Below are 26,926 nucleotides of genomic sequence, written 5' to 3' on the forward strand. Positions count from 1 at the left end.
AGCCACCATGCCCACCCAGGAGCAGGCCAGAAACCTCGCGCTGCGGCTGCATGGCCTGAGCGGCAGCAGCGAGATCCTCCGCAAGGCCGCGGCGCGCGAGATCGCCCGGTTCGATCCGCTCGACGCCAACGAGCTGATCAGCCACCTCATCGCCCTGGCCCGCTCGGGCTGGGAGCCCGCCACTCATGTGCTCTCGGCCTTCGTGGCGGCGCTGGCGATGGAGGCCGCGCAGATCCCCTACGCGGAGGCGCTGCGGCGGCTGGCGCAGGTGCAGGCCCTGCCCACGGTGGCGGATCTCTTCGCCGACGGCCCCCCTCGCCAGGAGATGGACCCGGGCGCGGCGGCCAAGGCGGATGCGCGAGCCTTCACCCAGTCCCTGGGGCACCTCAAGCAGCAGGCGCGCCTGACGAGGGATCCGGATGTGCTCGCGCGGCTCGTCACGATGAGCAACCCCTCCGTGGTGCGCAACGCCCTGCTCAACCCGCGCCTCACCGAGCCCCTGGTGGTGCGCATGGCCGCGCGCCGCCCGGCCCGGCCCGAGCCGCTGGTGGAGATCTGGAAGTCCTCCCGCTGGTCGTCCCGCCACTCGGTGCGCCGAGCCCTGGTCTTCAACCCGTACCTGCCGCCGGAGGTGGGGGCGAAGATCGTCCCCCTGCTCAATGCCACCGATCTGGCGGAGCTGGCCGGGGACTCCTCCGTGCACCCGTCCCTGCGAGAGCAGGCCGCTCGCCTGCTGGAGCAGGGGCCGATGGGCGGGTAAGGGGCTGGCGCTGTCCCCTGCCTTTGTGGAAAGGATCCACCGGGAGAGACACGCAAAATGAGCAAAAGCCATTTTCCTGGACTGACCCGCGTCGATCACATCGGGCTGACCGTACCGGATCTCGACGCGGCGGTGAGCTTCTACAAGGACACATTCGGAGCCACCGAGCTGTTTCGGCTCGGGCCCTTCGACGCGAAGGATCTGCCGAGGATGGCGGACGGCCGCGACTGGACGGCGGCCCACGTGAATGTCCCCGGCGCGCGGCTCTCGCTGGTGATGCTGCAGCTGTGCCCCAACCTGAGGCTGGAGCTGCTCCGGTACGAGCTCCCCGCCGACGCGAGGACCACGCCCCCGCGCAACTGTGACGTGGGCGCGCAGCACATCGCGCTCAAGGTCTCCAACTTGGAGGTGGCGGTGGAGCACCTCCGCTCGCGAGGCGTGCGAGTGTTGGCGGGCCCCATCGCCGTCACCGAGGGGCCCGCGGCGGGGCTCCGGGTGCACTACTTCCTGGATCCGTGGGGCACCCAGCTCGAGCTGGTGGAGTACAAGGACTAGCGCCCGCTCAGCCCACGGAGATCCGCGCGAGCGCCTCCCGCAGGCGCTCGGGCATGGCCACGGCCTTGCGCGACTGGCGATCCACGAAGACGTGGACGAAGTGCCCGTGGGCGGCGGCCTGCTCCTCGCCCTCCTTGAAGATGCCAATGCCATACGTCACCGAGCGGTTGCCGAGCTTGTCCACGCGCAGGCCCGCGCGGAGGCGCTCCGGATATGCGAGCGGAGCGCGGTAGCTGCACCGGGACTCGACGACCAGGCCGATGACGGGGCTGGTGAGGATGTCCAGGCCGCCCTCGTGGATGAGGTAGTGGTTCGCCACGGTGTCGAAGTAGCTGTAGTAGGTGACGTTGTTGATGTGGCCGTAGACGTCGTTGTCCATCCACCGGGTGGTGATGGGCAGGAAGTAGCGATAGCGGTCTGCGGACTCGGCGTCGGACACGGTGGGGGCCTCCGCGGCGGTTACCAGTAGTGCATCGCCTGGCGGAACAGCTGGGTGAGGACGGGCTGGCTCATCTCCCGAGGCGCATTCTGGAGCAGGCGCTGCTGCGGCCAGGCTCCCGCGGTGAGGGGCTCCAGATCGGCCTCGGAATAGCCCACGCCGCTCAGGCCGTTGGGCATGCCCACCGCGCGCATGATCTGGATCAGCTTCCCGGCGAGCACCTCGCCCGCATCCTCCGGCGTGGCGCCTCGCACGTCCGTGCCCAGGGACTCCGCGGCCTCCAGGTGGCGCTCGGGGCTCACCTCCGCGGTGTAGCGGAACACGGCCGGGGCATTCACGATGACGGACATGCCATGCGGCACCATGGGCTCCTCCTGCGGATAGCCCGCGGGCCGGAAGTCGCGCACCAGCCCGGCCACGGCGTAGGCCATGCCATGCGGCGCGTGCACTCCCGCGTTGCCGAAGGCGATGCCGGCCAGCGTGGAGGCCCACATCAACTGCTCGCGAGCCTCGTGGTCCCGCGCATCCGCCACCGCTCGCTCCAGGTACAGGCCCAGCAGGCGCAGGGCCTCGCGGCAGCCGAGATCGCTCCACGGGTTGGCGCCCTGGCTCATGGGGCGCAGGCTCGGCCGCGCGGGAGCGGGGCGGCGCACGTACGGCCTCGCCGTATAGGACTCCAGCGCGTGGGACAGCACATCCAGCGCGCTGGCGGCCACCACTCCGCTGGGCAGGGTCGCGGTGCAGTCTGGATCAATCAGCGCCTCGGTGGGCCGCAGCGCCGGAGAGGCGATGCCCGTCTTCGCCTTCATCGAGAGCAGATCAAAGATGGTGATGCCCGTCACCTCGCTGCCCGTCCCCGAGGTGGTGGGGCAGGCGATGTGCGGCTTGAGGGGACCGGGCACCGGGCGGCCTCCGCCCACGGGCGCGTTGACGTAGGCCAGGAAGTCCGCGGGGTGCGTGGCGTAGAGGTTGGCCGCCTTGCAGGTGTCGATGACCGAGCCGCCGCCCAGGGAGAGGTAGCCATCCGGCCGGGCCTCGGTGGCAAACCGCGCCGCCTCCAGGAAGGACTGGTCCGTGGGCTCGACGTGCACGTCCGTGTAGACGGCCACGTCCAGCCCGGCGGCGCTCAAGGACTGGCGCGCCTTCTCGAAGTGCGGCAGCCGGGCCAGGCGCTCGTCCGAGAACAGGGCCACGCGCTTCATCCCGAGCGCCTTGGCGCGGTCGCCCACCTCGGCCAGGCAGCCGCGGCCGAAGGTGATACGCGAGGCATCCACGGTGAAGGCGCTGTCACAGCCTTCGCCCACGAGGTGGTAGTGGCGACAGAGCACGGCATCCCTCCGGAGCGTTCGCGGCACACTGTACTGGAGCTGCCCCAGGTGACGGGGGCGGCACCGCGCTACTTGGTGGGCTTCACGGACAGACACATCGCCTTGAGCTCCTCCAGGTGGGAGCTCGGCCCGGTGCAGTGCGCCTTCGCCTGGATCTCCTTGCCGTTGCGAGTCACGTCCACGGCATAGGTGTCGTAGTCCGGGCCGATGACCACCAGGAAGCCGCCAGGGACCTCCCGCTGCTCGGTGATGTTGGGCGGCGGGCCTCCGCGGGGCCGCTGCGAGAGGGCGGCCTCGACGGCCTTGTCCACGGTGGTGACGGGAGTCAGCTCGTCCAGCGTCTCCACCCGGACGGTGGCATTGAGCTTCTCGGAGTCTGCGGCAAGCAGCACGGCGTAGGACGTACTCCACTCGTCCCGTTTCTCCGTGGCCTCCCCGGGCACCTTGAGGGTGAAGCCCTTGGGGTCGGACTTCTCCACCCACTGGGGGCGCTTTGCCGCGCTGGCCTTGCTGGCGGAAGCGTGCCCGGCGCTCTTGGTGGGCTTCTTCTCCTTGGCGATCGCCGGGGGGGCGAGCAGCACGCAGAGGAGGGTGCTGAGCACCATGGTTCGGATGGACGTCATACGGCCCTCCGTGAGAACCCTCAGCTCTTCTTCGAGTCAGTGTACTCGGCGTCCGTGGTGCCGCGCCGGGAGGGCGGCAGGGGCTTCACATCCACGAAGCCCTCGCCCTTGGAGGCCTTGCGGAACGAGTAGACGAACTTGCCCACGGCGTTGCCGAGCTGACCCATCCTCGAGGCGGAGAACACCACCACCAGGATGAAACCGAGGACGATGATTTCTCCGAGGCCCAACCCGAACATGGGGCGCACAGTGCAGCAAACCCCCAGGCGAGGCAAGCCACCTGTCCGTGGAAGACGGAAGGCCGAACTCCTGTCGCCCCCAGGGCCAGTTCTGATGCACATTGCCCCCATGCTTCTGCTCGCTCACCGGGGCGCCAGCGCCGACGCCCCCGAGAACACCCTGGAGGCCTTCGCCGAGGCCGTTCGCCAGAGAGCCGACGGCGTGGAGCTGGATGCCATGGTGTGCGGCTCCGGCGAGGTGGTGGTCTGCCACGACGAGAAGCTGGACCGGCTCGCGCGCCTGCCCTGGGAAGTCCGCACCACCGCCTGGTGGAAGCTCCAGCGAGCGGACGTGGGCACGCCCCTTGGCTTCAAGCCCGCGCGCATCCCCCTGCTGGAGGAGGTGCTGGAGGCCCTGCCCGCGCACTTCCTCATCAACATCGAGCTCAAGTGCGACCACTTCAATGACGGGGGCCTGGCCAGGAAGGTGGCGGAGCTCGTCACCCGGCGCAAGCTGGCCGAGCGGGTGGTGGTCTCCAGCTTCAACCCCATGTGCTTGTTCCGGCTGGCCGCCGCCGCGCCCTCGCTGCGCCGCGGCTTCCTGATCGATCCGGACAAGCCCTGGGGGCCGCAGGCCTACGTGCTGAGCCCGCTGGTGTCCTCGCACTCGGTGCACCCGTTCCACGAGGCCTGCACGCCCGAGCGCGTGGCCGAGTGGACCGCGGCGGGCCTGCGCGTGGCGGTGTGGACAGTGGATGAGCCCGAGCGCGCCCGGGAGCTGGAGGCGCTTGGGATCTCCTACCTCATCACCAACCGCCCCGGAGCGCTGCGAGCGGCCCTGCGCCGAGCGGCCTAGAAGTCCAGGCCGAGCGAGGTGTTGAAGGTGACGACGGTGGGCAGGGTGCGCCCCTCGCTCGCGTTGTTGGCCGGGTCCAGCTTCACGCTGCCCAGGCGCGTGAAGGAGATCTCCGCGCCCAGCTGCAGCACGCCGCCGATGAAGCGCACGCCGCCGTAGAGGCGCTGGGTCTGGTTGTCCGTGAGCTTCGTCCGCTTGTAGGCCTCGGTGCTCTGGGCGAGCAGGCCCTGCGAGTCGTTCGGCTGCGGGTTGGTGGAGCCCTCCGAGGGGAAATAGAGGTTGCTCGAGCTGGCGCCGGTGAAGAGGAAGTCCAGGCCGCCGTACGGGGTGAAGGTCACCATGCCGCCCACGGGGAACTGCTTGCCGATGCCCACGTCCACGCCCGTGGAGGTGAGGCCCAGATCCTTCACGCCCATCAGGCGGGTGACGTGGCCGCGCACGCCCAGGTCCGGCAGGTAGGTGAAGCCCTCGTTGACGGCCCACTTCAGCTCGGCGGTGGTGGCCACCATGCGGCTCTTCTCCACCCAGCCCACGCGCCCGCCCAGCTCCAGCGAGAAGGGCAGGCCCTTGCGCACGTGGAACGAGGGCACCAGCATCGTGCCCGGCTGCGCCCCCGTGGTGGGGATCTGGACGGTGCTGGGCAGGCTGACGACGGCCAGCTCCGCGTTCACGTTGAAGCCCGCGTGGCCCACCGTCTCCGGTGGCATCAGGTTCGTCGAGGTCAGGCTCGCGGCGAAGGCGCGGGCGAAGGACTGGAACTGAGAGCTGCCCGTGGGGCAGGCGTCGGACGTGCAGGACTGCGCCGTCTCGTTCGGCCGCCCCAGGCTGGTGATCTGCAAATCATTCTGATCCGCGTGCGCGGCGACCCCCGACAACACCGTCGCGAGGGCCAACCACCGACTGAACGCGTGCATCCTCAAGACCGCCTCTCAAGCGCCCGCCGGCAACGGGCGCGAATCCCTCCGGACGCTAACGTGGGCTCGCCGAGAGCGTCAATAAAACGGGCGGCCCCGCCAGAAGCCCTGTGAAGGGGCCTCCGGGGAGCCGCCCGGTGAGCGTCGCGATGTGGGTGCGGCCTACTGCGGCTTCTGCGTCTCGGTGGGGGTAGGCCCCGCCACCTTCTGGGCCACCGCCTGCGGCCGGCGCCGGACGACCAGCGTCTTCCGGCTGGCGAAGTCCTGATCCTCCCGCGCCACCACGAGGACGTTGTTGTTGCCCTCCTTGAGCGCGAAGTCCGCGGAGAACTTCATCTTGTGCTGCTCCTGGGCCTTGGGGTCCACCGCCTGGAAGTAGACCTTCTGGTCGTTGACGAGCACGTACATATCCAGCAGCCCGTCCGGATCCGCCACCGTGCCGGTGAGGGTGAAGTGGTCGCCGTTGGCCACCACGCCGCCGTGAGAGGTGTCCACATCCAGGTGGATGTCCGGCGGGTGCAGGTTGGTGACCCAGTCCATCTTCTTCGGGAGCACGGCCTTGCCCGCCTTTGTCTCGCGGGCATCCGCGGTGCGGACGAAGGCGAAGCGATCCTCCCCCAGGGAGACCTTGTAGAAGCCCTTGCCCACGGCCAGGGTCGGCAGCACCGCCGCCCCCGCCTTCGCCACCGGCCGCGCGTCCGCCAGCGGCGCCGACAGCAGCTCGGCCTTGTCGGACAGCTTCACCAGGCTCTTGGAGGGCTCCATCGTCAGCGCGGGCGCGTCACGCACCGGCACCTCCATCTTCTCGGTGACGAACTCCTCCAGCGGCTCGTCGATGATGGCCAGCTTCAGCGGGAAGCTGTCGCCCTTGTAGCCCTTCTTCAGCTCGAGCTGGAAGCGCGCCGACTTCGTCTCGCCCGGGGCGATCTCCCCCAGCTTGAAGCGGCCCTTCTCGATGAAGACGTTCGCGTCGCCTGTGTTCTTGATCTGCGCGAACGAGTCCATCGCCACGCCGGGGCCCACGTTCGTCACATCCAGCACCACGTTGATGTCCTCGCCGGGCTGGACCACGCCGTCGCCGTTGCACGTGGCGCAGTCATCCAGCACCTGCCAGTTGAAGGCGAAGGCCGGCCGCGGCAGCTCCAGGAAGCTCACCTCGTTGACCAGCGTCTTGGGCAGCGCCCCGCTGTCGTCGAAGAACTTCACCGTCACGTCATCCCGCCGCGAGGTGAGATCCTTGGGCAGCTTCACCTGCACCTTCCAGGTCTTCTTCTCGCCCGGAGCGATGGAGCCGAAGACGAACTCGCGGCGATCGATGAAGGCGTTGTCGCTCTCGGTCCACGCGCGCACGCGCTTGAGCGGCTCGGGGCCCTTGTTCTCCGCCGTCACCACCATCTCCAGGTTGTCCCCGGCGTGCACCGGCTGATCCGTGCCCGGCGAGAAGGTGCCCTCCAGCTGCACGCTCTTCGGCGTGGGGCCCGGGCTCCAGTCCACCCCGAGCGCCGCGATGGCCGAGTTGATGTGCTGCTCCTCCTCCTGGCGCTTCTGGTCGATGAAGGCCTTGCCCTGCTTCATCTGCTCCAGGCGGTTGCTGGAGGTGGCCTTGAGCACGAAGTCCCGGGCGAACGCCACCTCGAAGTCCTCCTTGATCTCGTCCTGGCTCTCCGCGTCCAGCTGGTCCTCCAGGTCCTCGCCCTGGCCCGCGGTGTCCGTGTCGATCAGCGGATCATGCTCGCCGTGGCGGCCGTCCTTGCCGTCCTTCTGAACGGCCTTCGTCTTCTCGGCCAGCTCCTTGTCCTTGGCCTTCTTCTCGGCGGCGGCCTGGGCCTGGGCCTTCTCGTCCACCTTCAGGTACTTCAGGCTCTCGGTGGGCTTCTCGCGGTCGATCACGTCCTCGCGCTTCTTGGCCACCTTGTCCGAGTCCGGGTTGCCGAAGTGCTGATCCAGATCCGCCTCGCCCATGGAGCGGCGGGGGGCGAACACGTCGATGCTCTTCTCGGTGACGCGCGTGGGCACCAGCTGGATGTCCGGGATGATGCCCACCTCCTGGATGGAGACGTCGCCCGGCGTCAGGTACTTGGCGATGGTCAGCTTCAGCGCGCTGTCATCCGGGAAGTCGTACAGCACCTGCACGCTGCCCTTGCCGAACGTCTGCCGGCCGATGATCACGGCGCGGTTCAGGTTCTTCAGCGCGCCGGCCACGATCTCCGACGCCGAGGCGCTGCCCGAGTTCACCAGCACCGCGAGGGGGAAGGCGTCCTCGCCCTCCTGCGGCCGGGCGCGCTTCTCCTCGCGCAGCTTGTCGGACAGGCCCACCGTGGCGACGATGACGCCGTTGGAGATGAACTCGTCGGACACCTGGATGGCCTGCTCCAAGAGGCCGCCCGGGTTGCCGCGCAGATCCAACACCAGGCCCTTCATGCTGCCGCCCTTGGTCTCGGCCTGCTTGCGCATGTCCGACAGCGCCGCCTCCAAGTCGCGCGTGGTGTTGCCCTGGAAGTTCTTCAGCCGCACATAGCCCACGTTCTGGGCCAGCAGCTTGTGCTGCACGCTCTCCACCGAGATGGTGGCGCGGCTGAGCGTCATGACATGGGGCTTGTCCCAGCCCTTGCGCTCCACGGTGATGGTGACCTTGCTGTCCACCGGGCCGCGCAGCTTGGACACGGCCTCGTTGAGGTCCATGCTCACCGTGGACTCCTCGCCGATCTTCTTGATCTGGTCATCCTTCTGGATGCCCGCGCGCGCCGCCGGCGTCTTGGCCAGCACGCGGACCACGGTGAGGTTGCCCTCGCGCATCTGGATGACGAAGCCCAGGCCGCCGAACTCACCCTTGGTGGAGACCTTCATCTCCCGGTACAGCTCCGGCCGCAGCAGCACCGAGTGCGGATCCAGCGTGGACAGCGCGCCGTTGACGGCCGCGTATTCAATGTCCCGCGTGTCCTCCACCGGGCGCATGTTCTTGGAGATGAAGTCGAACACGTCCTTCATGGTGAAGGACATCTTCCACAGCGAGTCCACGTGGCTGATGTCGAACTCGCGCTGGTGGCCGTTGACGTTGATGTTGAGCTTGCCCGTCTCGGCGTTGCCGTCCACGAGCACGTCCGGCACGCTCTTCTCCACGTACTCCAGCGACGCGATCATCATCTCCTTGGGCTTCACGCGCTTGGGGTCGACGTAGTTGTCCTTCACGTAGAGGATGACCTTCGTGAAGATGCGCAGGGAGGAGAGATCATGCGGCGCCTTCTCTCCCTTCTGCTGTGCGAGCGAGCCGTCCCAGCCTTGGCTGGCCTGGGCAGCTCCCATCGTGAGGGGGAGGGGCGCCCGGTCGCTGCCCACGAGGGCCCAGGCGCCGAGGAGGACAGCGACGGCGATGATCCGGCGAAGCATTCGCGGCATGTCGTTCATCCAAGCTGGGGCCCGAAAGGCCCCGGGGTGATGCGTGAGAAAAAGCTTTGTGAATCCAGGTGTTTGTGGAGGACGGAGGACACCCAAAGCAACCGGGCAAGCCTAATCATGGACTCTGGGTGCTTCAAGGCGTCCGCTCCTCGGTATCGGTTAGGAACGTTCTTGGAAGGCACTGCGTTCCCGGTGGCCCGGACCCAAGGGTCCTCTTCCGAGCGGAGACACCTGGGGCCACGGTTTATTTCACCGCCCCGCGAGCGGCGGGGGGAGGGGGGAGCTGGCCGGCCTCGAGCAGCCCCCGGTAGAGCAGCGTCCCGGCGATGATGGCCACCGGCAGGAAGAGGGTGTTGAGCACGGGCACCCAGAGGAGCAGGTAGACGCCCGCGCCGAGCCCCAGGCAGAGGGCCCGGCGCTCGCGCAGCATCCGCCGCACCTCGGAGAAGGGGTACAGGTGGCGGGTCATCGGGGCGGCCAGGTGCTCGCCCGCCATCCACATCATGCTCCAGAGGCTGCCCAGGGCCGTCCATAGAATGCTGCCCATGCCGGGGATCAGGTTGAGGGGAGCCAGCACTCCCAGTCCCAGCACGAGGAAGAAGAGGCGGGCCAGGGTGTGTGTGATTCCGGTCACCAGCCCTCGGAAGAAGGCCCCCAGGCTGAAGGGCGGGGAGGAGGAACCGCCGCACAGCTCCTCGGTGGCTTCGGAGATCGGGTCCTGCAAGGGGGCGAGCAGCAGCGGGGGCACGGCGTTGGCGCCCACCACCAGGAGCACCACGAAGGTGAGGACGAGCACCAGGTACCAGAGGGGCTGGAGGTACACGGAGTCAGGGCGGGCGAAGAAGTGGCTGACCAGCCCCGGGGTGTACCTCCAGAGGAGAACCGCCAGCGCCACGAGGCTGACGAGCGTGACGATGGCGCACAGCGTCGAGAGCAGGAACAGCCGGCGCGAGCGGAAGATGAGCCCGAAGGCGCGGCCCAGCAGCGCGAGCCCCTGGAAGAAGTCCCCAAAAGTAGGGCGGGGAGCGATGGTGGGCACCGAGGGGGTGGGATTCATCCGGGGGGACGTTATATAGGCGCGGCCATGTCTCTGGATCTCAAACGCGCCATCGCCCAGCCCATTACCTCCATTGACGCCCTGGTGGACACCTTCCGGGCCGCGGAGAAGCCTCGAAGCGAGCACCGGCTGGGGCTCGAGCACGAGAAGTTCATCTACCCGAAGGCCGGGGGGAAGCCCGTTCCGTACGAGGGGCCGTCCGGTATCGGGGCGCTGCTGGAGAAGATGGGCGCGACAGGGAGCTACGTCCCGTTCCGGGAGACGCCGGACTCGCCGGTGATCGCGCTCCAGCGAGGCATCGAGACGGTGTCCCTGGAGCCGGGCGGCCAGTTCGAGCTGTCGGGCAGCCCGTTCTTCACCGCTCGCGAGGCCCACGCCGAGAACCTGCGGCACCTGTCCGAGGCGAAGGCCGCGGCGGAGCCGCTGGGGTTGCAGCTGGTGGCGATGGGGTACCGGCCCTTTGGCACGACGGGCGACATGCCGTGGATGCCGAAGACCCGGTACAAGGTGATGCGGCGCACGCTGCCCGAGCGCGGCAAGCTGGCGCTGAACATGATGTTGATGACCTCCACGGGGCAGGCCTCGTACGACTGGGCGGACGAGGAGGACGCTGTCCGCAAGACGGTGCTGGTGGCGCGGCTGGCCCCGCTGATGGTGGCCCTGTACGCCAACAGCCCGCTGCTGGAGGGCAAGCCCTCCGGGTACATGAGCTTCCGCAACCGCGTCTGGGAGGAGGTGGATCCCTCCCGCTGCGGCTACCTGCCAGCCTTCTTCGATGGCTCCTTCTCGTACCGCGCCTATGTGGAGTGGGCGCTGGACGCGCCGCTGCTGTTCTTGCGCCGGCGGGGGGAGTACCTCCACCCGAAGCTCACCTTCCGCCAGTTGCTGAAGGAGGGCTTCGAGGGCCAGCCCGCGGAGATGGGCGACTGGACGGACCACCTGTCCACGATGTTCCCCGAGGTGCGGCTCAAGAAGGTCATCGAGGTGCGGGGCGCGGACTGTGCCTCGGCGGAGATGACGGGCGGGCTGGCGGCGCTGTGGCGGGGGCTGCTCTACGACAAGACGGCGCTGGAGGAGGGCGAGCGGCTGCTGCCGAAGCTGTCCTTCACCGAGCACAAGGCCTTCCACGACACCGCGCGCCGGCAGGGGCTGGCGGGGAAGCTGAGGCAGCAGGAGCTTGACCGGCTGGCCGCGGAGATGGTGGCCATCGCCCGCCGCGGGCTGGAGCGGCTGGATCCGCAGGACGCGCCGCTGGTGGATCCGCTGGCGCGAGTGGCCGCCTCGGGCCGCTCGCCCGCTCAGGCGGTGCTGGAGGCCTGGGAGAAGGATCCGCGCCCCGAGGCGCTGCTGGCGCGCTTCACGCTGTAGGCGAGGGATCCTCCTTCTTCTCCCGGCATTCCATGGGGAGTCCGTCCCCGGCTCACTTCAATGCGTGCGACGCAGCCGAGGCTCAGCGCTCGCGCCGCAGGCCGTCGAGCGCGGTCCATGCGTGCGCGAACCCAAGCCCAGCGATCTGGAGCGGGCCGTCGGTGAGCAGCAGCTTCTGCGCGATCTGACGCGCTCGCCGTGGACGCACCCCGCGCAGCACGTCATCGGTGGTAGGCAGCACCGTCGATCCGAGCCCGAGCGCCGGGTGGCCGGTCGCACCCATCGCGAGCAGCTCGGTCATCGAACGCACCGCCGCGATCGCTCGGGTGACCTCGAACTCGCGCGCCCGGCGGTCCAGCTCAGCGCGCTCGGCGGCGTCGAGCCGCTCGGTCAGCCGGGCGACGTCCACGTAGTTGAGCAGCGGCACCGCGAGCTCGTGGCGCGCGACGTGGACCATGCACACGAGCAGCTCGTCGACCCGGTCGAGCCGCTCGCCGCCGCTGCCCAGCGGATCGGGCCCTGCGCGCCGCCACAGGTCGCCGGCCCGTATCGCCGTGCGGCTGTGCTGGACGATGTTGCGGTGGAGTTCAACCACCATGTCCGCTCGCGAGAACGCGACCGCGTGAGAGTAGCCTGACAGCGTGCGAGCCCTCCCGGCCCGCGCAAAACCAATCGCGTACAGCGCGCGAGCGGCGTCGGCCATCCGTGGCGCCGGCACCAGGAGGTCCAGGTCGAGCATCGGCCGGGTCGCGGGATCCGGGTAGATCGTGCCGGTAAGCCCGCAGCCCTTGAGCAGCGCAGCCCGTACACCCACGGTGCGCAGCGTGGCGAGCACCTCGGCGAGCACCGCCTGGCGCCGGAGCGAGACGATCAGCGACGCCGCGTAGTCGTCGCGATGCTCGAGCAACCCGAGCGAGTAGGCCAGCGGTCCGAGGTTGCCGCGGCGGACCAGCTCCTCCGGCGCGCTCGGGGCCGGCCGCCCGGTCAACACCGCGGCCGCGAACGCCCGCATCCGGTCGACATCCGTCGGCGTGATCGGGTCATCAGGCCGGGACAATGGCGAGCTCCGCCGCGAGCGCGGCCATGCGGTCGAGCGCGTGCTCAGGGCGCCGGGTCGACAGCCGGTAAGCGGGGACGTGGGCGAGCACCGCCGCGGCGTCGGCAATCGCGGTGGCGTCGGGCCGGAGCACGGCGGGCCAAAGCGCGGTGAGCGCCGCGCCCCCTGTCAGGGGCTCGAGCGTACCGGGAGCGTCCGGCCCGTGGTCGATCGCGATCACCGCGGCCGCACGCGCCGTGCCACGCCAGATCGTGCGCGCCGGCGGATGAGCGAGCCAAGGCGCGCGGGCGACGCCGCGCAGCGGATAGGGCTCGATGGTGAATCCGGGCGGCAGCGCGGCCTCGTCGGGGCTGACGTGGAGCGCGCGGGCGAGGCCAATACACGTGCCGCCGGGTTGGAGCGCGACGCACTCCTCGGACAGGTACGACAACCCGCGGGCGAGCAGTGCGCGCACCAACGTGCTCTTACCGCTGCCCGAGCGCCCGGCGACCACCAGCGCCCGTCCATCAGCGCCGACCACCGCGCCGGCATGAAGAGGCAGCCCGGGCACGCGGGCGATCACCTGCGTGTACAGATCGAGCTCAAGAGCCGGCACCAGATCGCCATCCTCATCGTGGCGCGAGGCCACCGCCCCATCACGCACCAGTTGCGGCCACGCGGCGTGGTCGAGCACGTAGTCGATCGCCACCGGCCCGGGCGCGTCAGCGTAGCTGCGCAGCACGGCGGCGAGCAGCGCGTCGAGCGCAGGCAGCCGAGACTCGATCCCGACCGCGATACCTAGGCAGTCGACGGTGCGCCGCCACATGGCTCCACGATCTCCAAGCGCACCAGTTGCGCCACGAGCTCTGCGACATCGCGCCGGATCGCCGCGGGATCCTGGCCCGGGAAGCTGTTGATGAACACCTCGGCGAGCTCGTCCTCGGTGCAGGCCTCGGCGAGCAGCTCGAGGATCGCGTACGCCGAGCCGTTGACGATCACCGCTTCGGCGCCGTTCGCGCTGGCGACCACTGCGTCGCCACCGGGCAGCGGCCGGATCGTGAGGCCCTCGCGCAGCCGCAGCTGGGTCATGGCGTCTCCGCGCTCGCGTCGCGCAGAAACCCGAGCGCAGCGTCGGTCAGCCGGCAGCTCGCGCACTGCAGCCGCCGGGCTGCATCGGCAACCCTGGGCAGGCCGCGCCGCGCCTTGGCCTGCGCCCGTGCACCAGCCACGAACTCTGACAGCGTGCCGCCCGCCCGCACGTTGCCCAGCACGGTGTCGCGCTGGAAGATGCACGGCACGACATCGCCGGTGTAGGTCACGCACAGCTTGCCGAGGCCAGCGCGCACCCCAGGTGCAGTGTGCCCGCCGCCCTCGACGGCCTGTGGGCCACCGTTCGCCCCGGCCCGCGGTCCCGCGACGCCGACGTCCGCGAGCTCGGTGCCGCGGCCGACCGCATAGGTCCGTGTCCATGACACCATACCGACCCCGTGCGAGCGCAGCAGGGCGACCACCGCGTCGATGTCGGTCGACGGCTCGAGTACCACCACAGCGGCGCGTGTGGTCAGCCCGCGAGCGACCGCCCGATCGATCGCTGCGAGCGTGCGCCGGTGGCTGCCGGGCGTGCGGGTCACGCGATCGTGGGCCTCGGGATCGGCGCTGTAGAACGAGAACGCGAACGCTGGCCGGTGCGGCGCGAGCTGATCGAGCAGCTGGGGGGTGAGCGCGAGCCCGTTGGTGAAGATCTCGATATTCGGCACGCCACGCGCCGCGGCGTGGGCGACCGCCTCGGGTAGGAACTCGCACAGCAGTGGATCGCCGCCGGTGAACTGAATCCGGCGGAACCTCTCGGCGGCCGCCTGATCGATCACCGCCAGCACCAGGTCACGCTCGAGCGCGCCCGTCACTTCCGGGGCGGCGTCGGCGTAACAGTGGAGACAGCGCTCGTTGCAGCGGCCCAGCAGCTCGAGGAACAGCGTGTCGAACCCGTCGAGCCGGACCGCGTTGTCGCGGGTGAGCGGCACCGCGGGTGTCGCGAGCCACGCCACGAGCTCTCCGAGCGCGGGATGAGCGAGGGCGAGCCGGGTGAGCCCCGGGGTCGCCTCCCCGCGGGCGAGCGAGTCCTCGATGTCGGCGCAGATCCGGCCCCGGACGTGCGAGCGTGCACCCGAGCCCGAGATCAACACGAACCCCTCGCCATCACGCGCCACCATCGCGGCCACGCTGGGGAACAGCACCCCGCTCCTCACCGGCGAGAGTTCGGCACTCAATCAGGCCTCGCTCAGCCGTTCGGGGTGCACGTGTTCGGGTTGCAGCCCATGTTCGGCGAGCATGGGTTGTTGTCGGGGTTGCACGGCTGGGTCGACGGGGAGCACGTCCCGGGGTTGCACGATGGGGCGGCCTGACACCCGCCCTGCTGAAGCGCCACGATCCCCAGCACGACGGGCGGCACATACACCGCCATGCCCAGGAGCCGCCGTCGAGCTTGGTTCACCCGCTTGGGATCCTTTGGGTTCGGATCGGACATGGGCTCGCTCCAGCTCAGCTCCCCTGGCTCGCGAAACGTTCATCGGGCGGATCGAGAAGGATGGAATAGGGTAGTTGAACCTCTCTCCGAGGGCAATTGGGCTGTAGGGCGGAGTGCGCTCCCCTGGCCGGTGTGCGGCGGCAGGGGAGCAGGCAGAGGGCGGGAGGCTCTTCTCCGGAGAGGGAGCCCCCTCGCCCATGCGGGTCCTGCTTAGAAGCGCCCGCCCAGGGTAGCGGAGGCGGTGAAGAGGTTGCCGCCGGGCTCGTTGGGCAGGGCGTCCGCGAAGGACTCGCCGAACATCAGCCGGTAGGTGGCACGGGCTCCGGCGGAGATCTTGCCGTAGTGGTACTCCACGCCGGCGGCAAGCGGCACCTCCTCGACGAGATCATTGTCGAAGATCGTCCCCGCGCCCGCGCTGGGGTTGATGAGGCTCAGGCCCGCCCCCACGCCGACGAAAGGCCGCAAGTGGTTCAGCACGAGCGGGCCGGCCTTGGCGAGCAGCCCCGCGTTGTGACGCCAGAGTCCTTCGCCATTGGGCACCAGGGCATAATCAATGGGGATACGCTGGCCCTCGTAGCCTGCCTCGAAGCCCAGATACTTGAAGGGCTGGACCACGCCCGTGATGCCCAGCAGTGGGCCTGTGCCTGTGTCCTTTGCGAGATCACCCGTCAGGTTCCCGAAGCCGACCTGGACATCGAGTCCCGCCTGGACGTTCTCCGGGTTGGGTTTGAGCTGCTTGCTTACCTGTTGCGCTTCGACGGCCAGGGCCGGGCCTGCGCACAGCAGAATGGCCGCCACAAGTCCTCCCATCACGAAACGAATCTTCATCGTGTCCTCCAGGAATGTCGCTCAGCGCGAATATGGACATGAGGAGTGCGTGTGGAGGGCAAGCACAGGTGGGAAGCTCTCGACGGGCGGGAGGAGCGGGAGGCTCTCGGGGCGAAGGGCAGGGGCCCGTCCGTCCGCATGCCGACGACGCCGTCATCGTCGCCCTGATGGGGTTGGATCCCTCGCTGCACTCGCGCTTCAAGAAGTGGGGAGTCGACGGTTGGCGGCGTACGGCTGCCCAAGGGCTCGCTGGTATACGTCCTCCTGGGCTCGGCGCTGCGGGACGAGAACCACTTCCCGGGGGCCGACCGATTCGACATGGACCGGAGGGAGACAGAGAACCTGGCCTTTGGCCGAGGTGCGGCTTGCGCTGGAAGCGCTGCTCGCGCGGGTAAGGACTGGGCTGCGAGTGCTCACCCGCTCGAAGGTGCCCCCCTTGCAGGTTCCGGGAACCGTCGCGAGCTTGAGGTACAAGCGCAATGGGAGCTTCGCGATGGAAATCACGCCCCAAGCCATGGCCATACCCAAGTCAACCGAGCACCTCGAAAAAGGAAAATACGGTCCGATCTTCCCGAAGACCCCCGCATGCTACGGCTTCACGATCATCGCCACCGTCAAGCAGGGACGCGCCGAGCTGATGCGCAGCTACGGCCAGAGAGTGGCTGAAGCGCTCAAGGCCGACCCTGGCCTGCTCGCGCCGCTCAAGCTCCACTACTTGCGCTGGGTCCTCTTCGATAACGACACCCGGTTCATGTACCAGGGCATCTTCGACACGGACTTCGACAAATACACAGAGGACGCGGTCGTTCTCTTCACGAAGTCCGGAATCAACACGGCCTTCGAGAACCTCGAGGGTTTTCCCATGGACTGGAAGACCAATACGCCTGCGTTCGTCCAGTTCCTCCGAGACCACCAGTGCAACAGCTTTCTCGAGTACGGCGAATACCCGTACGTCACGAGCGATGAGATCAAAAAGGCTCTGAAGGTCAAGGCTGCGCTGGCCGAGATGCTCGAGCAGATGCAGTAGGGGGCTGTCATGAGCAAAACGCCCGCGCGAACGTACAACCAGAACCACTCGCCGCGGAAATACTCGAGAAGTCACCGGCGTGTCAGCGTCTACACGTCCTGGAGCTACCCTGGAGAAGCCAATCGAGATCCGACCGAGCTGGACAATCGGTTCTCGACGATGACCGAGGTTCGCCGGGCGCTCTGGCCTGACTACGAGACCCCTCAGTGGGCGGACCCGCGGAGGTTCCAGCAAGGGATCTCGGGCTCCCTGGAGCTCTTCTTCTGGGCGTGGGTGAAGTTCCAGCAGGTGGTCGAGGAGATCACCGGGCACGGGGTCCCCATGTTTCAGCGAGTCGACCAGGCGGGCTTCACCCTGCCGCTCGACGAGCGAGTCCTCGACGATGCGGATACGCTGCTCGTCTTCGGGCTGGACCACAACGTCACCGAGCAGGTCGCCGCCCCGGAGGAGATCGAAGCGGTTCGCGCGTTCCTTGGGCGCGAGGGCACCTGCCTGGTGATCGGCCCACACCACGACGTCGGGCACTCACCGGACATGAAGGAGCGCACTCTCGAGTACGCCCACCATGGCGACGCGCTGGTGCCTCGGCAGCAACGCTTCGGCGGCTATACGCGCTCGTTGATGAAGGGGCTGGGAATCCCCGTCGAGAATCGATGGGGCCTGCGCCCCGCCGTCGTCAAAGGGACGAACCGGAGCGCCCCCTTGACGGTGTTGAAGGACCTGGACACGCGCGGGTGGCTCACCGGAGTCCAGAACTTCAACTTCCACATGCACCTGCCGCACTACGCGGTCACGACGGAGGACTCCCGCTCGATCCACGTTCTGGCCAGGCAGCCGATCGATCTGAGCAAGCCCCATCCCTTCACGAACGCGGGGAACACCGAGTTCAACGCGCTGGTGTGGGTGCCGCCGGGCGGCGGCAGGGCCGGTGATGTGCTGGTGGCCGACTCCACGATCTTCAGCACCTTGTTCGGAGCGGACGAGAGCCTCGAGCGCTTCTGGAAGAACCTCGCCACGGCCCATTGACATGCTTGAACTGGACGACATTCAGAGCGGAGTGCTGCGGCCCCGGCCTTCTCCGTATGTTGCGACCTACATCATCCTCCGCATCGACGACCGGAGCGCGGGACGGAAGTTGATGGAGCGGCTCAGCTCGGTGGTGGCCTCGGCTGCCCATCCGGCCAGCCCGAGTGCCGATTGCTGGGTCAGCGTCGCGCTCACGTATCACGGGCTCGAGGCGCTGGGAGTACCGCAGGACTCCCTGGACAGCTTCGCGTGGGAGTTCCGGCAGGGGATGGCCGCCCGGGCGAAGGCCTTGGGAGACGTCGGCGAGAGCAGCCCCGAGCACTGGGAATCGCCGCTGGGCACGAGAGACGTCCACGTCGTGCTGACGGCTCTCTCGCCGGACCAGGCTCAGCTCGACGCCGCGCTGGGGCGCGCGCACAAGGCCCTGCGAGAGCTGGGTGGCATCGAGGCGATCTGGCGTCAGGACTGCCACGCACTGAGCACCGGAAAGGAGCCGTTCGGGTTCAGGGATGGCATCAGTCACCCGGCCATCGAGGGTAGCGGCATTCCGGGAAGCAATCCCCGCGAGGAACCGCTCAAAGCAGGTGAGTTCGTCCTCGGCTACCCCGACGAGACGGGCAGCTTGCCCCCGATGCCCCAGCCCGACGTCCTGGGCCGCAATGGAACGTACATCGTCTTCCGCAAGCTTCATCAGCGTGTGGCCGCTTTCAGGCAGTACATGAAGGACAACTCGAGCAGCCCGGAGGACGAGGAGCTCCTGGCCGCGAAGATGATGGGGCGGTGGCGGAGCGGCGCTCCGCTGGCACTGTGCCCTCACCACGACGATTCCAACCTGGGCGCCGATCCGCGGCGCAGCAATGACTTCCTCTATTCGGATGACCCGACCGGGTACATGACGCCTCCCGCGTCGCACGTCCGGCGAGCGAACCCCCGTGACGCGTCCGTCGCTGGCGTGGTCCGGCTCCATCGGATGATCCGGCGCGGAACCGCCTATGGACCCGAGCTGCCCGAGGGTGTCCTCGAGGACGACGGCGCCGATCGAGGGTTGATGTTCGCCTTCGTCGGCGCGCACATCGGACGGCAGTTCGAGTTCGTGCAATCGGAGTGGATCAACGGCGGTGAGTTTCTAGGGTTGGGCGATGCGAAGGACCCCTTGGCCGGGGCCAACTCCGGAACCGGCGTGTTCTCATTCCCGAGGCGGCCCATCGCCAGGCGGCTTCAAGGCCTTCCGCGGTTCGTGGTCACGCGCGGAGGAGAGTATTGCCTCATGCCCGGACTGCGCGCTCTGCGGTGGCTGGCGGACCTGCGGACCTGAACGCCGCGGTCTCCTCGTTCAGCCCAGCCCCAGCTCCGCTGGCGCCTACCGCTTCCCGAACAGCTTGCGCAGCCCAGAGAAGAGGCCGGTAGGGCTCTCCTTGGTTTCGGTGGCGAAGGGCGAGCGGGTGATGAGGCCCTCTCGGGCCGCGTCATCGAGCTCCTCCGTGGCGAGCGTCGCCGGCTGGCGCTTCGAGCCGGGCAGTGTGGCCGCCAGCGAGAGGATGCCATCCTGGGAGAGGGAGAAGTGGATCTCCGCCTCGCCCGCGCGCTCGAGCTGGAAGTGGAGCGCGCCGAGGTACTCGTTCTCCAAGGCGAGGGTAGAGGTTCCCTGGAAGATGGCCAGCGAGAGCGGCCCTGGGGTGACGGGGATGACGAGCGTCTTGTCCGCGGGCAAGCGGGTGTTGCGCTCGAAGACCCGGCGGAGGGGGCCCCCGCGCTCGGCCACGCCCAGCGGAACGGACAGCACATCCGAGACGGTGGCGCCCGGCTTGCCGGATTCGATCTCCAGCAACGAGTGGCCCAGCAGCGCCGCACCCAAGGCCACCGCCCCGAGCGGATCCACATCCGAGCGCACCGGCACCCCGAGGCTCTCCTCGAGCCGCCGCTTCACAAGCGGAGCCCGGCCCTGGCCTCCCACGAGCACCACGGCGTCCAGCCCTTGGGGCGTGAGCGAGCTGGACTCCAACACCTCTCGGGTGGCCTCCGTCACACGCTGCGCGAGATCCGCGGTGAGCGCCTCCACGCGCTCGCGAGTGAGGGTAGGGCCGGCGCCCTCTCGGAGCCGGACGAGAGTCTGCTCCTGCTCGCTGAGGGTCACCTTGGCGGACTCGGCCGCGGCGCGCAGCGGCCCCCAGTCGAGCGGCTGCTCGGAGGTGGACGAGCCTTGCGCCCGGAGCTCGCTCAACAGCGCCTCGGCGATGCGCGCGTCGAAGTCCATGCCTCCCAGGGTCGGATCACAGCCCGTGGTGACGATCTCGAGGTCATCGCCCGTAACTTGGACGACGGAGGCCTCGAAGCCGCCTCCGCCGAGATCCACCACGAGGACACGCTTGCGCGCCAGCCCCCGGCCATGACCGTAGGCGAGGGTCGCGGCGGCGGGCGCGTTGAGCACACGCAGCACGGTGAGCCCGGCTCGCTCGGCGGCTTCGCGCAGGGCCGCGCGCTGACGGGCATCGAAGTAGGCGGGGACGCAGAGCACCGCGCGAGTCGCCTCGCGGCCCAGGAACGTACTGGCGGCGGACTTGAGCTCGCGCAGGAGCTGGGTGGCGAAGTCCGTCAGGGGGATGACGCGCCCACGCAGCTCGATGCCCGCGTCGCCGCGTGGGTCCGGCACGACGGGGAAGGGGAGCCCCACGAAGCTGCGCAGCCGTGGGGAACGCGCGCGCAGCCCGAGCAGACGCTTGAGGCCGACGGCGGCGTGGCGGGGAGCGCGCTCGGCCTCGGAGAGCGCGGCCGTTCCAACGAGGAGCTGGCCCGCGGCATCCACGGCCAGCGCGGAGGGAATCCCTCTCGTCTCGGAGTCTCCCATGGGGATGAGCCGGACTGTTCCCTCGTGGAACACCGCGACGCGGGCCTGCGTGGTGCCCACGTCGATGCCGAGCACCACCTCGGGCACGGAGGGCGCGGCGGGAGCGACGACCGGCACGTCGAGCACGGTCCTCCGGCGCCCTTTGGGCTCGGGGGTTCGGCGCGAGTCTTCCGCTGGCGGAGGAACAGGCGCCTCGGCGCGAGGTGTCTCCGTGGATGGGGGACGGGGCGCCGACGTCTCCTGCGAGCGAGGCTCAGGCGGCAACGAGGGGACCGCAGGCCCAGGCTTGACGGGAACGGGGGCCGGCCGCGCAGCCGTAGGCGCCGGAGGTGAGAGCGCCTGTGCGGTGGGGGCTGGCTCGACGGGGCGTGGAGGCGTGGAGGGTGCCGCGCTGGAAGCAGGAGCCGGTGCCGCGGGAGGCGGGGGCACGGGCGCTGCGGCCGGAGCGGCGGTGGAAGGGGCAGGCTGCGGCGATGAAGGGATCGCGAACATCCGAACCGTCGGAGCCTTGAGCGGCCGAGGCGCTTCGGAGGCGGGCGTGGCGACAGGAGGTGGGGCCGACGGCGCGGCCGCTGAGTTGGGAGCCTGAGACGTCCGGCGAACCATTCCCGGAGGCGGGGCCATGGGCTGCGGCGGCGGTGCACTCCGGACTGGCGATGGAGCCGAAGTCGAAACCGGCGCGGGCGGCGGGGCCGGAGCCGGTGTCGGTGGGGAGGCCTCGAACTGCGCAGGAGGCTCGGCGCGTGGCGTGCTGGCTTCTGCCCCCGAAGCGGGCTCCCCGGTGCGCCGTGCCACCACCCGATCGATGAGCGCCTTGCTGGGCGCATCCAGCTTCGTGAAGCGCACGGTCATGCCCGAGCGCCCGCCGCCCTCATCCACCTGGGCCTTCACGACGACACCCTCGCCGCGCAGTACCCGCGTGCCGTCCGCGAGGATGAACTCGAAGGCGAGCCCGGTGCCCTCCTCCTTGAGCGCCCGGGTGGCGATGAACACGCCCCCGCGCCCCAGGTTCGACCCGTAGCGATCGATGAACTCCTCCTCCGTGGTGTACGGGAGGCGGATGCGCAGCGGGAGGAGCTTGGGCGCGACCGTCACCGTTCACCGCCTCACGGGGAGCTCACCGAAGCGCGAGGCGGACGTCCCCGCTGGTCGCCGGAAGCACGAGCGTCAGGCCGGAGTCGAGGGCCGAGGGGGGAACTTCGAAGAAGAGCACCACCTCGGTGCGCTCCTCGGGAGCCCAGGTGTGCCGCAGGTCGCGCGTGCCAGCGGCGATCTGCGCATCCCGAGCCACTTTGTACTCCTTGCCACTCCCATCCACCAACCGAGCACCCTCCAAGCCCACGGTGGCGGGGGCCGGGCCCACGTTCTGGGCGATGAGCTGCACGCGGAGGAAGAGCTCCTCGGTCGTGAGGCTCAGCTTGCCTCCCTTCACCGAGTGGGAGGACTCCAGGCCCGTCAGCTTCATGGCCACGGTGTCCACGTGCTGGGTGTCATTGGGCTCGGGCAGGCGCAGCTTGTGCCCGGCGCCCTCGGTCTCGGCGGTGGCCAGGTCCGCGAGGGTCGCGTTGGGATCCGCGGGCGCCGTGTTGCGCACAGGCGGGCCCGAGGGAGCACCTCCCTTTCCCACGCGGTCCGCCTCGGCGCGCAGCTTGGCCAGCGTGCGATCCTCCTGCTGGGGCGGAGCCTCCTCCTTCGAGCAGCCCCACACGAGGGCCGCCGCCAGGAGCAGCGGGGAGAGAGAGGTGCGCCAGCTCATGCGCGGGCCTTCACCAGCTCGTACAGCTTGTCGAGCGCCGCGGGCAGCTTGGATGCATCCGGGCCGCCAGCCTGGGCCATGTCGGGCTTGCCACCGCCCTTGCCGCCCACCTCCTTGGCCATCTCGCGCACCAGATCTCCGGCGCTGATGCCCCTGGCCACCAGGTCCTTGGTCGCAGCCACGAGGATGAGCGCCTTGCCGTCCTTCTCCCCGGCGATGGCGATGACGCCCGAGCGGATCCGATCGCGGAGCTGATCGGCCAGCCCGCGATAGACCTTGTCGTCGGCCGGATCCACGCGCGTGGCCAGCACCTTGATGCCATTCACGTCGCGCGCCTGATCGAGCAGGTCCTTGCTGGAGGCCGTCTGCGCCTTCACGGCGACCTCCTCGACCTTCTTCTCCAGCTCCTTCACGCGCTTCTGGGTGGCCTCGACGCGCTTGACCAGCTCCTTGGGGTTGGTCTTGAGCACATCGGCCGCCTTGCGCAGCTCGCGCTCGGTCTCGCGCAGGTACTGGAGCGCGCCCACGCCCGTGACGGCGGTGACGCGCCGCACGCCCGAGGCGATGCCGCTCTCGCTGACGATCTTGAACAGGCCGATGTCACCGCTGCGCCGCACGTGCGTGCCGCCGCACAGCTCGGTGGACTGCGGGTGCACGGTGACGACGCGCACCGTCTCGCCGTACTTCTCGCCGAACATGGCCACCGCGCCGGACTTCTTCGCCTCGTCCAGCTTCATGAGGCGCGTCTGGGACTCGGCGTTCTCGCGGATCCACCCGTTGACCAGGTCCTCCACCTGCTCGAGCTGCTCGGGGGCGGGCACCGCGAAGTGCGAGTAGTCGAAGCGCAGGTAGTCCGGCGCCACCACGGAGCCGGCCTGCTTCACATGGTCGCCCAGCACCATCTTGAGCGCCTTGTGCATCAGGTGCGTGGCCGAGTGGTTCGCGCGGATGGCCTTGCGCCGCTCGCCGTCCACGCTCGCCTGCACCATGTCGCCCGGCTTGAAGGTGCCCTGCTTCACCTCCACCTTGTGGACGGTGAGCCCCTGCACCGGGCGCTGCGCGTCGAGCACCTGCGCCTCGGACTTGCCGCCGTGGCCGACGACGCGGCCGGTGTCGCCAATCTGGCCGCCAGACTCGCCGTAGAAGGGCGTGCGATCCACCACCAGCTCCACCGTCTCGCCCGCGGAGGCCTGCGGCACCTCCTGGCCATTCTTGACGATGGCGCGCACGGAGCCCTCGCCCTCGTGGCCCTCTCCCTCGTAGCCCAGGAACTCGGTGGGGCCCAGCCGCTCGAGCAGCTTCAGGTAGATGTCCCCGATGGCCTTCTCATCGGTGAGCTTGCCGCCGCCCGCGCCGCGCGGGTTGGCCATGATCTCCTTGAACTTCTCCACGTCCACGTCGAAGCCGCGCTCGCGGGCGATGATCTGCGTCAGATCCCACGGGAAGCCGTGCGTGTCGTGGAGGAAGAACGTCGCCTCGCCGGAGATGACCTTGCCGCCGGTCTCCTTCAGCCGGGCGATCTCCTCGTCGATCATCTTCAGGCCGCGGTTGAGCGTGCGCCGGAAGCTCTCCTCCTCGTGGCGGGAGACTTCCAGGGTGAAGGTGCGGCTCTCGCGCAGCTCGGGGAAGGCGTCGCCCATCAGCTCGATGACGCGGTCCACCACCTTGAAGAAGAACACGTCCTCCAGGCCCAGCAGCGAGCCGTGGCGGATGGCGCGGCGCATGATGCGGCGGAGCACGTAGCCGCGGCCCTCGTTGGACGGCTGCACGCCGTCGGAGATCAGGAACGCGGCCGCGCGGCTGTGGTCGGCGATCACGCGCATGGAGGCTCCGCCCTCCTGCGTGTACGGCTTGCCCACCAGCTCGCTCACCTTGGAGAGGATGCCCTGGAACAGGTCCGTGTCGTAGTTGGAGCGCTTGCCCTGAACCACCGATGCCATGCGCTCCAGGCCCGCGCCCGTGTCGATGGACGGCTTGGGCAGCGGAATGAGCGGCGCGTCCTTCTCCTTGCGCTCGAACTGCATGAACACCAGGTTCCAGATCTCCAGCCACCGGTCGCAGTCGCACGCCACGCCCTGGCACGGCCGGCCCGCGGCTACCTCGGCGCAGGGGATGTCATCGCCCTGGTGGAAGTGGATCTCCGAGCACGGGCCGCAGGGGCCGGTGTCGCCCATGGCCCAGAAGTTGTCCTTGAGGCCCAGCTTGTAGATGCGCTCGCGCGGCACGCCCTGCTTGGCCCACAGCTCGAAGGCCTCCTCGTCCCAGGGGATGCCGCCCTCGCCGTTGAACACGGTGACGGCCAGGCGCTTCGTGTCCAGCCCGAGCGTCTTGGTGACGAACTCCCAGCCGTACGCGATGGCGTCCTTCTTGAAGTAGTCGCCGAAGGAGAAGTTGCCGAGCATCTCGAAGAACGTGTGGTGCCGGGCGGTGTAGCCCACGTTGTCGAGATCGTTGTGCTTGCCACCGGCGCGCACGCACTTCTGCGAGGTGGTGGCGCGGGTGTAGTCGCGCTTCTCGCGTCCGGTGAACACGTCCTTGAACTGGACCATGCCGGCGTTGGTGAACAGCAGCGTCGGATCGTTCTGGGGGACGAGCGAGGAGGAGGCGATGCGGCGGTGGCCGCGCTCCTCGAAGAACTTGAGGAACGCCTCGCGAATCTGGGAAGCCGTTAGAGCGGAAGGCATGGTGTGGGTATATGCCACAAGAGGACGCCTCGCAGGAGTTCTTGCTGACCCTGAGCCCCCCGGGCCAGCAGCCGAGCGCCCTCTGGGTGCTGGGAGGCCCTGGCCCCGGGTGGGGTAGGGAAGTCTGCGAGATCATTCATTCCAGCCGCCGCGCGGGGTGGGCTAGAGTCTTCTGCCACCCCATGCGGCTGCTGCTCGTTGCGCTCCTGCTCTTGGCCATGCCTGCCCTGGCGCAGGTGGATGCCCGCGTAGCCTTCCTCACGAAGCAACTGGAGAAGGGCAAGGATCCGCGCGCCCGCTCGCAGGCGGCGCTGGGGCTGGGCGTCACCGAGGAGCCCGAGGCGCTCCAGCCCTTGTGCACGGGCCTGGAGGACGTGAGCGAGCTGGTGAGGGCCTCCGCCGCCAAGGGGCTGGCGACGCTGCGAGAGGTCTCCGCGATCGACTGTCTGAAGAAGCACAAGGAGACGGACGCGGCCACGCTGGTGGCCATCCGCGAGGCCATCAAGGCGCTGGAGGACTTCAAGGCTCGCCCGCCGCACCTCTACGTGGACTTCGAGGGTGTGAAGGACAAGACGGGCTCGCTGCCGGCGGAGCTGGTGAAGATCACCGAGGAGCGGCTCAAGCGGAAGCTGATCCTGACGGGAGCGCTGCTGGCGCCGCCCAAGGAGCCGAAGAAGGCGGCCCAGGGAGTCCTGAAGAAGTACGGCATCTCCGGCTACCGGCTGAGCGCGCAGATCCAGAACACGGAGAGCGGAGGGTTGCGCATTGCACTGGTGTGCCTCAGTTATCCGGGTCTGGCGCTGCTCGGTCAGGTAGAAGTGCAGGCCACCGGCGCCGCCCCGGCGGATCTCCTGAAGGCGCTGGTCCCAAAGGCCATCCAGGAGGTCGCGCAAACCTTTGAGTGGAGCACCTGAACCCATGGCTACCCCACACTCTGATCAGGATGGCAGCAAGAAGCGCCGGTGGCGCAACTTCCTCCTCGAGCCGAAGTTTCAGCTCAAGTTCGCCGCGTACCTCGTCACGGTGACGGTGTTGGTGGGGGCGCTGCTGGGGGTGTTCCTGTACCGCAACACGCTGGCGCTCTTGGACGAGGCCAGCAACTCGCTGGAGGCCCGCTCGCGCGCCGCGGAGGTCAGCCACGAGCTGTCCAACGCCGCGCTGTCCAACGAGCTGATCCAGAAGATGGGGGATCCGGTCTTCGTGGCGCAGTTGGAGAGAGCGTCGAAGAAGATCGACGAGCGCTACGAGGCCGAACAGGCGGCCATCCTGGAGCAGCGCGGGAAGCTGGTGCGGCGACAGCAGACCACGTGGCTGGTGTTCATAGGGACGCTGGCGGGGTTCCTGGTGCTCGTCTCGCTGACGACGATCATGCTGACGCACCGGGTGGCCGGGCCGCTGATGCGCATCCGGCGCATGGTGAAGGACGTGGCCTCGGGGCAGATCCGCCCGCCGCCGTACGGGCTGCGCGAGACGGACGAGCTGAAGGACATCTTCGACGCGACGCGGGGCATGGTGCACGTGCTGCGCAAGCAGAACGAGGATGACATGCTGGTGCTCTCGCACGCCCTGGAGCGCGCGCAGAAGGAGGGCGCCAAGGGCGAGTGGCTCGACGACCTGCGTACGCTGGAGTCCCGCATCAAAGCCCGGCTGTGACACGCTCGCGCTCGGGCACCTGACGGGAGGCTC

Annotated in this window: 25 protein-coding genes and 1 pseudogene; 10 read left to right on the plus strand and 16 right to left on the minus strand. The window is 69.0% G+C overall.

Features of this window, described 5'->3' with window-relative positions:
- The first annotated feature begins 7 nt into the window (after window positions 1-7).
- Complete coding sequence (locus tag ACJ8AT_RS31755) at window positions 8-760, plus strand: hypothetical protein (RefSeq protein ID WP_407741692.1); 753 nt, start codon at window positions 8-10, stop codon at window positions 758-760.
- Window positions 761-817: 57 nt separating this feature from the next.
- A complete protein-coding gene (locus ACJ8AT_RS31760; protein WP_407741693.1) occupies window positions 818-1,315 on the plus strand; it encodes a VOC family protein in 498 nt (165 codons plus the stop codon).
- 7 nt (window positions 1,316-1,322) lie between these two features.
- Here the strand turns inward: ACJ8AT_RS31760 and ACJ8AT_RS31765 are convergent, their stop codons facing one another.
- The 4 genes from ACJ8AT_RS31765 to ACJ8AT_RS31780 form a co-directional block, all read right to left on the minus strand.
- Entirely contained in the window at window positions 1,323-1,754 is a 432-nt protein-coding gene (locus ACJ8AT_RS31765) for an acyl-CoA thioesterase (protein WP_407741694.1), read from the minus strand.
- Between the two features lie 20 nt (window positions 1,755-1,774).
- Window positions 1,775-3,082 (minus strand): hydroxyacid-oxoacid transhydrogenase, encoded by a 1,308-nt coding sequence (locus ACJ8AT_RS31770; RefSeq protein ID WP_407741695.1) that lies wholly within the window; start codon window positions 3,080-3,082, stop codon window positions 1,775-1,777.
- 68 nt (window positions 3,083-3,150) lie between these two features.
- Window positions 3,151-3,705 (minus strand): hypothetical protein, encoded by a 555-nt coding sequence (locus ACJ8AT_RS31775; RefSeq protein ID WP_407741696.1) that lies wholly within the window; start codon window positions 3,703-3,705, stop codon window positions 3,151-3,153.
- A 20-nt stretch (window positions 3,706-3,725) separates the two neighbouring features.
- Window positions 3,726-3,944 carry a twin-arginine translocase TatA/TatE family subunit gene (locus ACJ8AT_RS31780; protein ID WP_407741697.1) on the minus strand — a complete coding sequence of 73 codons (219 nt, stop codon included), beginning with the start codon at window positions 3,942-3,944 and terminating at the stop codon, window positions 3,726-3,728.
- Window positions 3,945-4,053: 109 nt separating this feature from the next.
- Here ACJ8AT_RS31780 and ACJ8AT_RS31785 point away from each other — a divergent pair, with 109 nt between their 5' ends.
- Complete coding sequence (locus ACJ8AT_RS31785) at window positions 4,054-4,779, plus strand: glycerophosphodiester phosphodiesterase (RefSeq protein WP_407741698.1); 726 nt, start codon at window positions 4,054-4,056, stop codon at window positions 4,777-4,779.
- Here the strand turns inward: ACJ8AT_RS31785 and ACJ8AT_RS31790 are convergent.
- The 3 genes from ACJ8AT_RS31790 to ACJ8AT_RS31800 form a co-directional block, all read right to left on the minus strand.
- Window positions 4,776-5,693: a hypothetical protein gene (locus tag ACJ8AT_RS31790; RefSeq protein WP_407741699.1), complete on the minus strand. Its 918-nt coding sequence runs from the start codon at window positions 5,691-5,693 to the stop codon at window positions 4,776-4,778. The two genes, ACJ8AT_RS31785 and ACJ8AT_RS31790, sit on opposite strands and share 4 nt — an antisense overlap.
- 162 nt (window positions 5,694-5,855) lie before the next feature.
- Window positions 5,856-9,098, minus strand: a complete 3,243-nt coding sequence (locus ACJ8AT_RS31795) for an MXAN_5808 family serine peptidase (RefSeq protein WP_407741700.1) — start codon at window positions 9,096-9,098, stop codon at window positions 5,856-5,858.
- A 235-nt stretch (window positions 9,099-9,333) separates the two neighbouring features.
- Window positions 9,334-10,146 (minus strand): EI24 domain-containing protein, encoded by an 813-nt coding sequence (locus ACJ8AT_RS31800; protein ID WP_407741701.1) that lies wholly within the window; start codon window positions 10,144-10,146, stop codon window positions 9,334-9,336.
- A 27-nt stretch (window positions 10,147-10,173) separates the two neighbouring features.
- Here ACJ8AT_RS31800 and ACJ8AT_RS31805 point away from each other — a divergent pair, with 27 nt between their 5' ends.
- The gene (locus tag ACJ8AT_RS31805; RefSeq protein ID WP_407741702.1) at window positions 10,174-11,514 is read left to right on the plus strand and encodes a glutamate--cysteine ligase; all 1,341 of its coding nucleotides are present in this window, start codon (window positions 10,174-10,176) and stop codon (window positions 11,512-11,514) included.
- An 82-nt stretch (window positions 11,515-11,596) separates the two neighbouring features.
- Here the strand turns inward: ACJ8AT_RS31805 and ACJ8AT_RS31810 are convergent, their stop codons facing one another.
- From ACJ8AT_RS31810 to ACJ8AT_RS31835, 6 genes are all read right to left on the minus strand, one after another.
- Window positions 11,597-12,571: a nucleotidyltransferase family protein gene (locus ACJ8AT_RS31810; RefSeq protein ID WP_407741703.1), complete on the minus strand. Its 975-nt coding sequence runs from the start codon at window positions 12,569-12,571 to the stop codon at window positions 11,597-11,599.
- Complete coding sequence (locus ACJ8AT_RS31815; protein WP_407741704.1) at window positions 12,558-13,376, minus strand: hypothetical protein; 819 nt, start codon at window positions 13,374-13,376, stop codon at window positions 12,558-12,560. Before ACJ8AT_RS31815 ends, ACJ8AT_RS31810 begins: the two co-directional genes overlap by 14 nt.
- Window positions 13,349-13,639, minus strand: a complete 291-nt coding sequence (locus tag ACJ8AT_RS31820; RefSeq protein ID WP_407741705.1) for a PqqD family protein — start codon at window positions 13,637-13,639, stop codon at window positions 13,349-13,351. The genes ACJ8AT_RS31815 and ACJ8AT_RS31820 overlap by 28 nt, the downstream gene beginning before the upstream one ends.
- Window positions 13,636-14,817, minus strand: coding sequence for a radical SAM/SPASM domain-containing protein (locus tag ACJ8AT_RS31825; protein ID WP_407741706.1), 1,182 nt, complete (start codon window positions 14,815-14,817; stop codon window positions 13,636-13,638). The genes ACJ8AT_RS31820 and ACJ8AT_RS31825 overlap by 4 nt, the downstream gene beginning before the upstream one ends.
- An 11-nt stretch (window positions 14,818-14,828) precedes the next feature.
- Window positions 14,829-15,074, minus strand: coding sequence for a hypothetical protein (locus tag ACJ8AT_RS31830; protein ID WP_407741707.1), 246 nt, complete (start codon window positions 15,072-15,074; stop codon window positions 14,829-14,831).
- 210 nt (window positions 15,075-15,284) lie between these two features.
- Window positions 15,285-15,902, minus strand: a complete 618-nt coding sequence (locus tag ACJ8AT_RS31835; RefSeq protein ID WP_407741708.1) for a hypothetical protein — start codon at window positions 15,900-15,902, stop codon at window positions 15,285-15,287.
- Between the two features lie 177 nt (window positions 15,903-16,079).
- Here ACJ8AT_RS31835 and ACJ8AT_RS31840 point away from each other — a divergent pair.
- The 4 genes and pseudogenes from ACJ8AT_RS31840 to ACJ8AT_RS31855 all read left to right on the plus strand — a co-directional run.
- Window positions 16,080-16,235, plus strand: a pseudogene (locus ACJ8AT_RS31840) (cytochrome P450); the annotation flags it as partial.
- 16 nt (window positions 16,236-16,251) lie between these two features.
- Window positions 16,252-16,929, plus strand: coding sequence for a hypothetical protein (locus tag ACJ8AT_RS31845; RefSeq protein ID WP_407741709.1), 678 nt, complete (start codon window positions 16,252-16,254; stop codon window positions 16,927-16,929).
- Between the two features lie 9 nt (window positions 16,930-16,938).
- Window positions 16,939-17,955 carry a hypothetical protein gene (locus tag ACJ8AT_RS31850; protein ID WP_407741710.1) on the plus strand — a complete coding sequence of 339 codons (1,017 nt, stop codon included), beginning with the start codon at window positions 16,939-16,941 and terminating at the stop codon, window positions 17,953-17,955.
- Between the two features lies 1 nt (window position 17,956).
- Window positions 17,957-19,270 carry a Dyp-type peroxidase gene (locus ACJ8AT_RS31855; protein ID WP_407741711.1) on the plus strand — a complete coding sequence of 438 codons (1,314 nt, stop codon included), beginning with the start codon at window positions 17,957-17,959 and terminating at the stop codon, window positions 19,268-19,270.
- Window positions 19,271-19,315: 45 nt separating this feature from the next.
- On the opposite strand, the gene ACJ8AT_RS31860 is transcribed toward ACJ8AT_RS31855, so the two are convergent.
- From ACJ8AT_RS31860 to alaS, 3 genes are read right to left on the minus strand one after another with little or no spacing between them, the layout of a single operon-like run.
- Window positions 19,316-21,895, minus strand: a complete 2,580-nt coding sequence (locus tag ACJ8AT_RS31860; protein WP_407741712.1) for a TIGR02266 family protein — start codon at window positions 21,893-21,895, stop codon at window positions 19,316-19,318.
- 22 nt (window positions 21,896-21,917) lie between these two features.
- Window positions 21,918-22,556: a hypothetical protein gene (locus ACJ8AT_RS31865; protein ID WP_407741713.1), complete on the minus strand. Its 639-nt coding sequence runs from the start codon at window positions 22,554-22,556 to the stop codon at window positions 21,918-21,920.
- A complete protein-coding gene (gene alaS / locus ACJ8AT_RS31870; protein WP_407741714.1) occupies window positions 22,553-25,240 on the minus strand; it encodes an alanine--tRNA ligase in 2,688 nt (895 codons plus the stop codon). Before alaS ends, ACJ8AT_RS31865 begins: the two co-directional genes overlap by 4 nt.
- Before the next feature lie 182 nt (window positions 25,241-25,422).
- Here alaS and ACJ8AT_RS31875 point away from each other — a divergent pair, with 182 nt between their 5' ends.
- Together ACJ8AT_RS31875 and ACJ8AT_RS31880 are read left to right on the plus strand one after the other, a co-directional pair.
- Window positions 25,423-26,154, plus strand: coding sequence for a HEAT repeat domain-containing protein (locus ACJ8AT_RS31875; RefSeq protein WP_407741715.1), 732 nt, complete (start codon window positions 25,423-25,425; stop codon window positions 26,152-26,154).
- 4 nt (window positions 26,155-26,158) lie between these two features.
- A complete protein-coding gene (locus tag ACJ8AT_RS31880) occupies window positions 26,159-26,893 on the plus strand; it encodes a signal protein (protein ID WP_407741716.1) in 735 nt (244 codons plus the stop codon).
- Window positions 26,894-26,926: the final 33 nt, after the last annotated feature.

Source organism: Hyalangium sp. (genome assembly GCF_045802625.1).
Taxonomy (GTDB): domain Bacteria; phylum Myxococcota; class Myxococcia; order Myxococcales; family Myxococcaceae; genus Hyalangium.

Bases quoted from the DNA above. Each gene is read 5' to 3' on its own strand.
- ACJ8AT_RS31755 (WP_407741692.1), top strand. From the start codon at position 8: ATGCCCACCCAGGAGCAGGCCAGAAACCTCGCGCTGCGGCTGCATGGC.
- ACJ8AT_RS31760 (WP_407741693.1), top strand. From the start codon at position 818: ATGAGCAAAAGCCATTTTCCTGGACTGACCCGCGTCGATCACATCGGG.
- ACJ8AT_RS31775 (WP_407741696.1), bottom strand. From the start codon at position 3,705: ATGACGTCCATCCGAACCATGGTGCTCAGCACCCTCCTCTGCGTGCTG.
- ACJ8AT_RS31780 (WP_407741697.1), bottom strand. From the start codon at position 3,944: ATGTTCGGGTTGGGCCTCGGAGAAATCATCGTCCTCGGTTTCATCCTG.
- ACJ8AT_RS31785 (WP_407741698.1), top strand. From the start codon at position 4,054: ATGCTTCTGCTCGCTCACCGGGGCGCCAGCGCCGACGCCCCCGAGAAC.
- ACJ8AT_RS31790 (WP_407741699.1), bottom strand. From the start codon at position 5,693: ATGCACGCGTTCAGTCGGTGGTTGGCCCTCGCGACGGTGTTGTCGGGG.
- ACJ8AT_RS31795 (WP_407741700.1), bottom strand. From the start codon at position 9,098: ATGAACGACATGCCGCGAATGCTTCGCCGGATCATCGCCGTCGCTGTC.
- ACJ8AT_RS31800 (WP_407741701.1), bottom strand. From the start codon at position 10,146: ATGAATCCCACCCCCTCGGTGCCCACCATCGCTCCCCGCCCTACTTTT.
- ACJ8AT_RS31805 (WP_407741702.1), top strand. From the start codon at position 10,174: ATGTCTCTGGATCTCAAACGCGCCATCGCCCAGCCCATTACCTCCATT.
- ACJ8AT_RS31815 (WP_407741704.1), bottom strand. From the start codon at position 13,376: ATGTGGCGGCGCACCGTCGACTGCCTAGGTATCGCGGTCGGGATCGAG.
- ACJ8AT_RS31820 (WP_407741705.1), bottom strand. From the start codon at position 13,639: ATGACCCAGCTGCGGCTGCGCGAGGGCCTCACGATCCGGCCGCTGCCC.
- ACJ8AT_RS31830 (WP_407741707.1), bottom strand. From the start codon at position 15,074: ATGTCCGATCCGAACCCAAAGGATCCCAAGCGGGTGAACCAAGCTCGA.
- ACJ8AT_RS31835 (WP_407741708.1), bottom strand. From the start codon at position 15,902: ATGAAGATTCGTTTCGTGATGGGAGGACTTGTGGCGGCCATTCTGCTG.
- ACJ8AT_RS31850 (WP_407741710.1), top strand. From the start codon at position 16,939: ATGAGCAAAACGCCCGCGCGAACGTACAACCAGAACCACTCGCCGCGG.
- ACJ8AT_RS31855 (WP_407741711.1), top strand. From the start codon at position 17,957: ATGCTTGAACTGGACGACATTCAGAGCGGAGTGCTGCGGCCCCGGCCT.
- ACJ8AT_RS31865 (WP_407741713.1), bottom strand. From the start codon at position 22,556: ATGAGCTGGCGCACCTCTCTCTCCCCGCTGCTCCTGGCGGCGGCCCTC.
- alaS (WP_407741714.1), bottom strand. From the start codon at position 25,240: ATGCCTTCCGCTCTAACGGCTTCCCAGATTCGCGAGGCGTTCCTCAAG.
- ACJ8AT_RS31875 (WP_407741715.1), top strand. From the start codon at position 25,423: ATGCGGCTGCTGCTCGTTGCGCTCCTGCTCTTGGCCATGCCTGCCCTG.
- ACJ8AT_RS31880 (WP_407741716.1), top strand. From the start codon at position 26,159: ATGGCTACCCCACACTCTGATCAGGATGGCAGCAAGAAGCGCCGGTGG.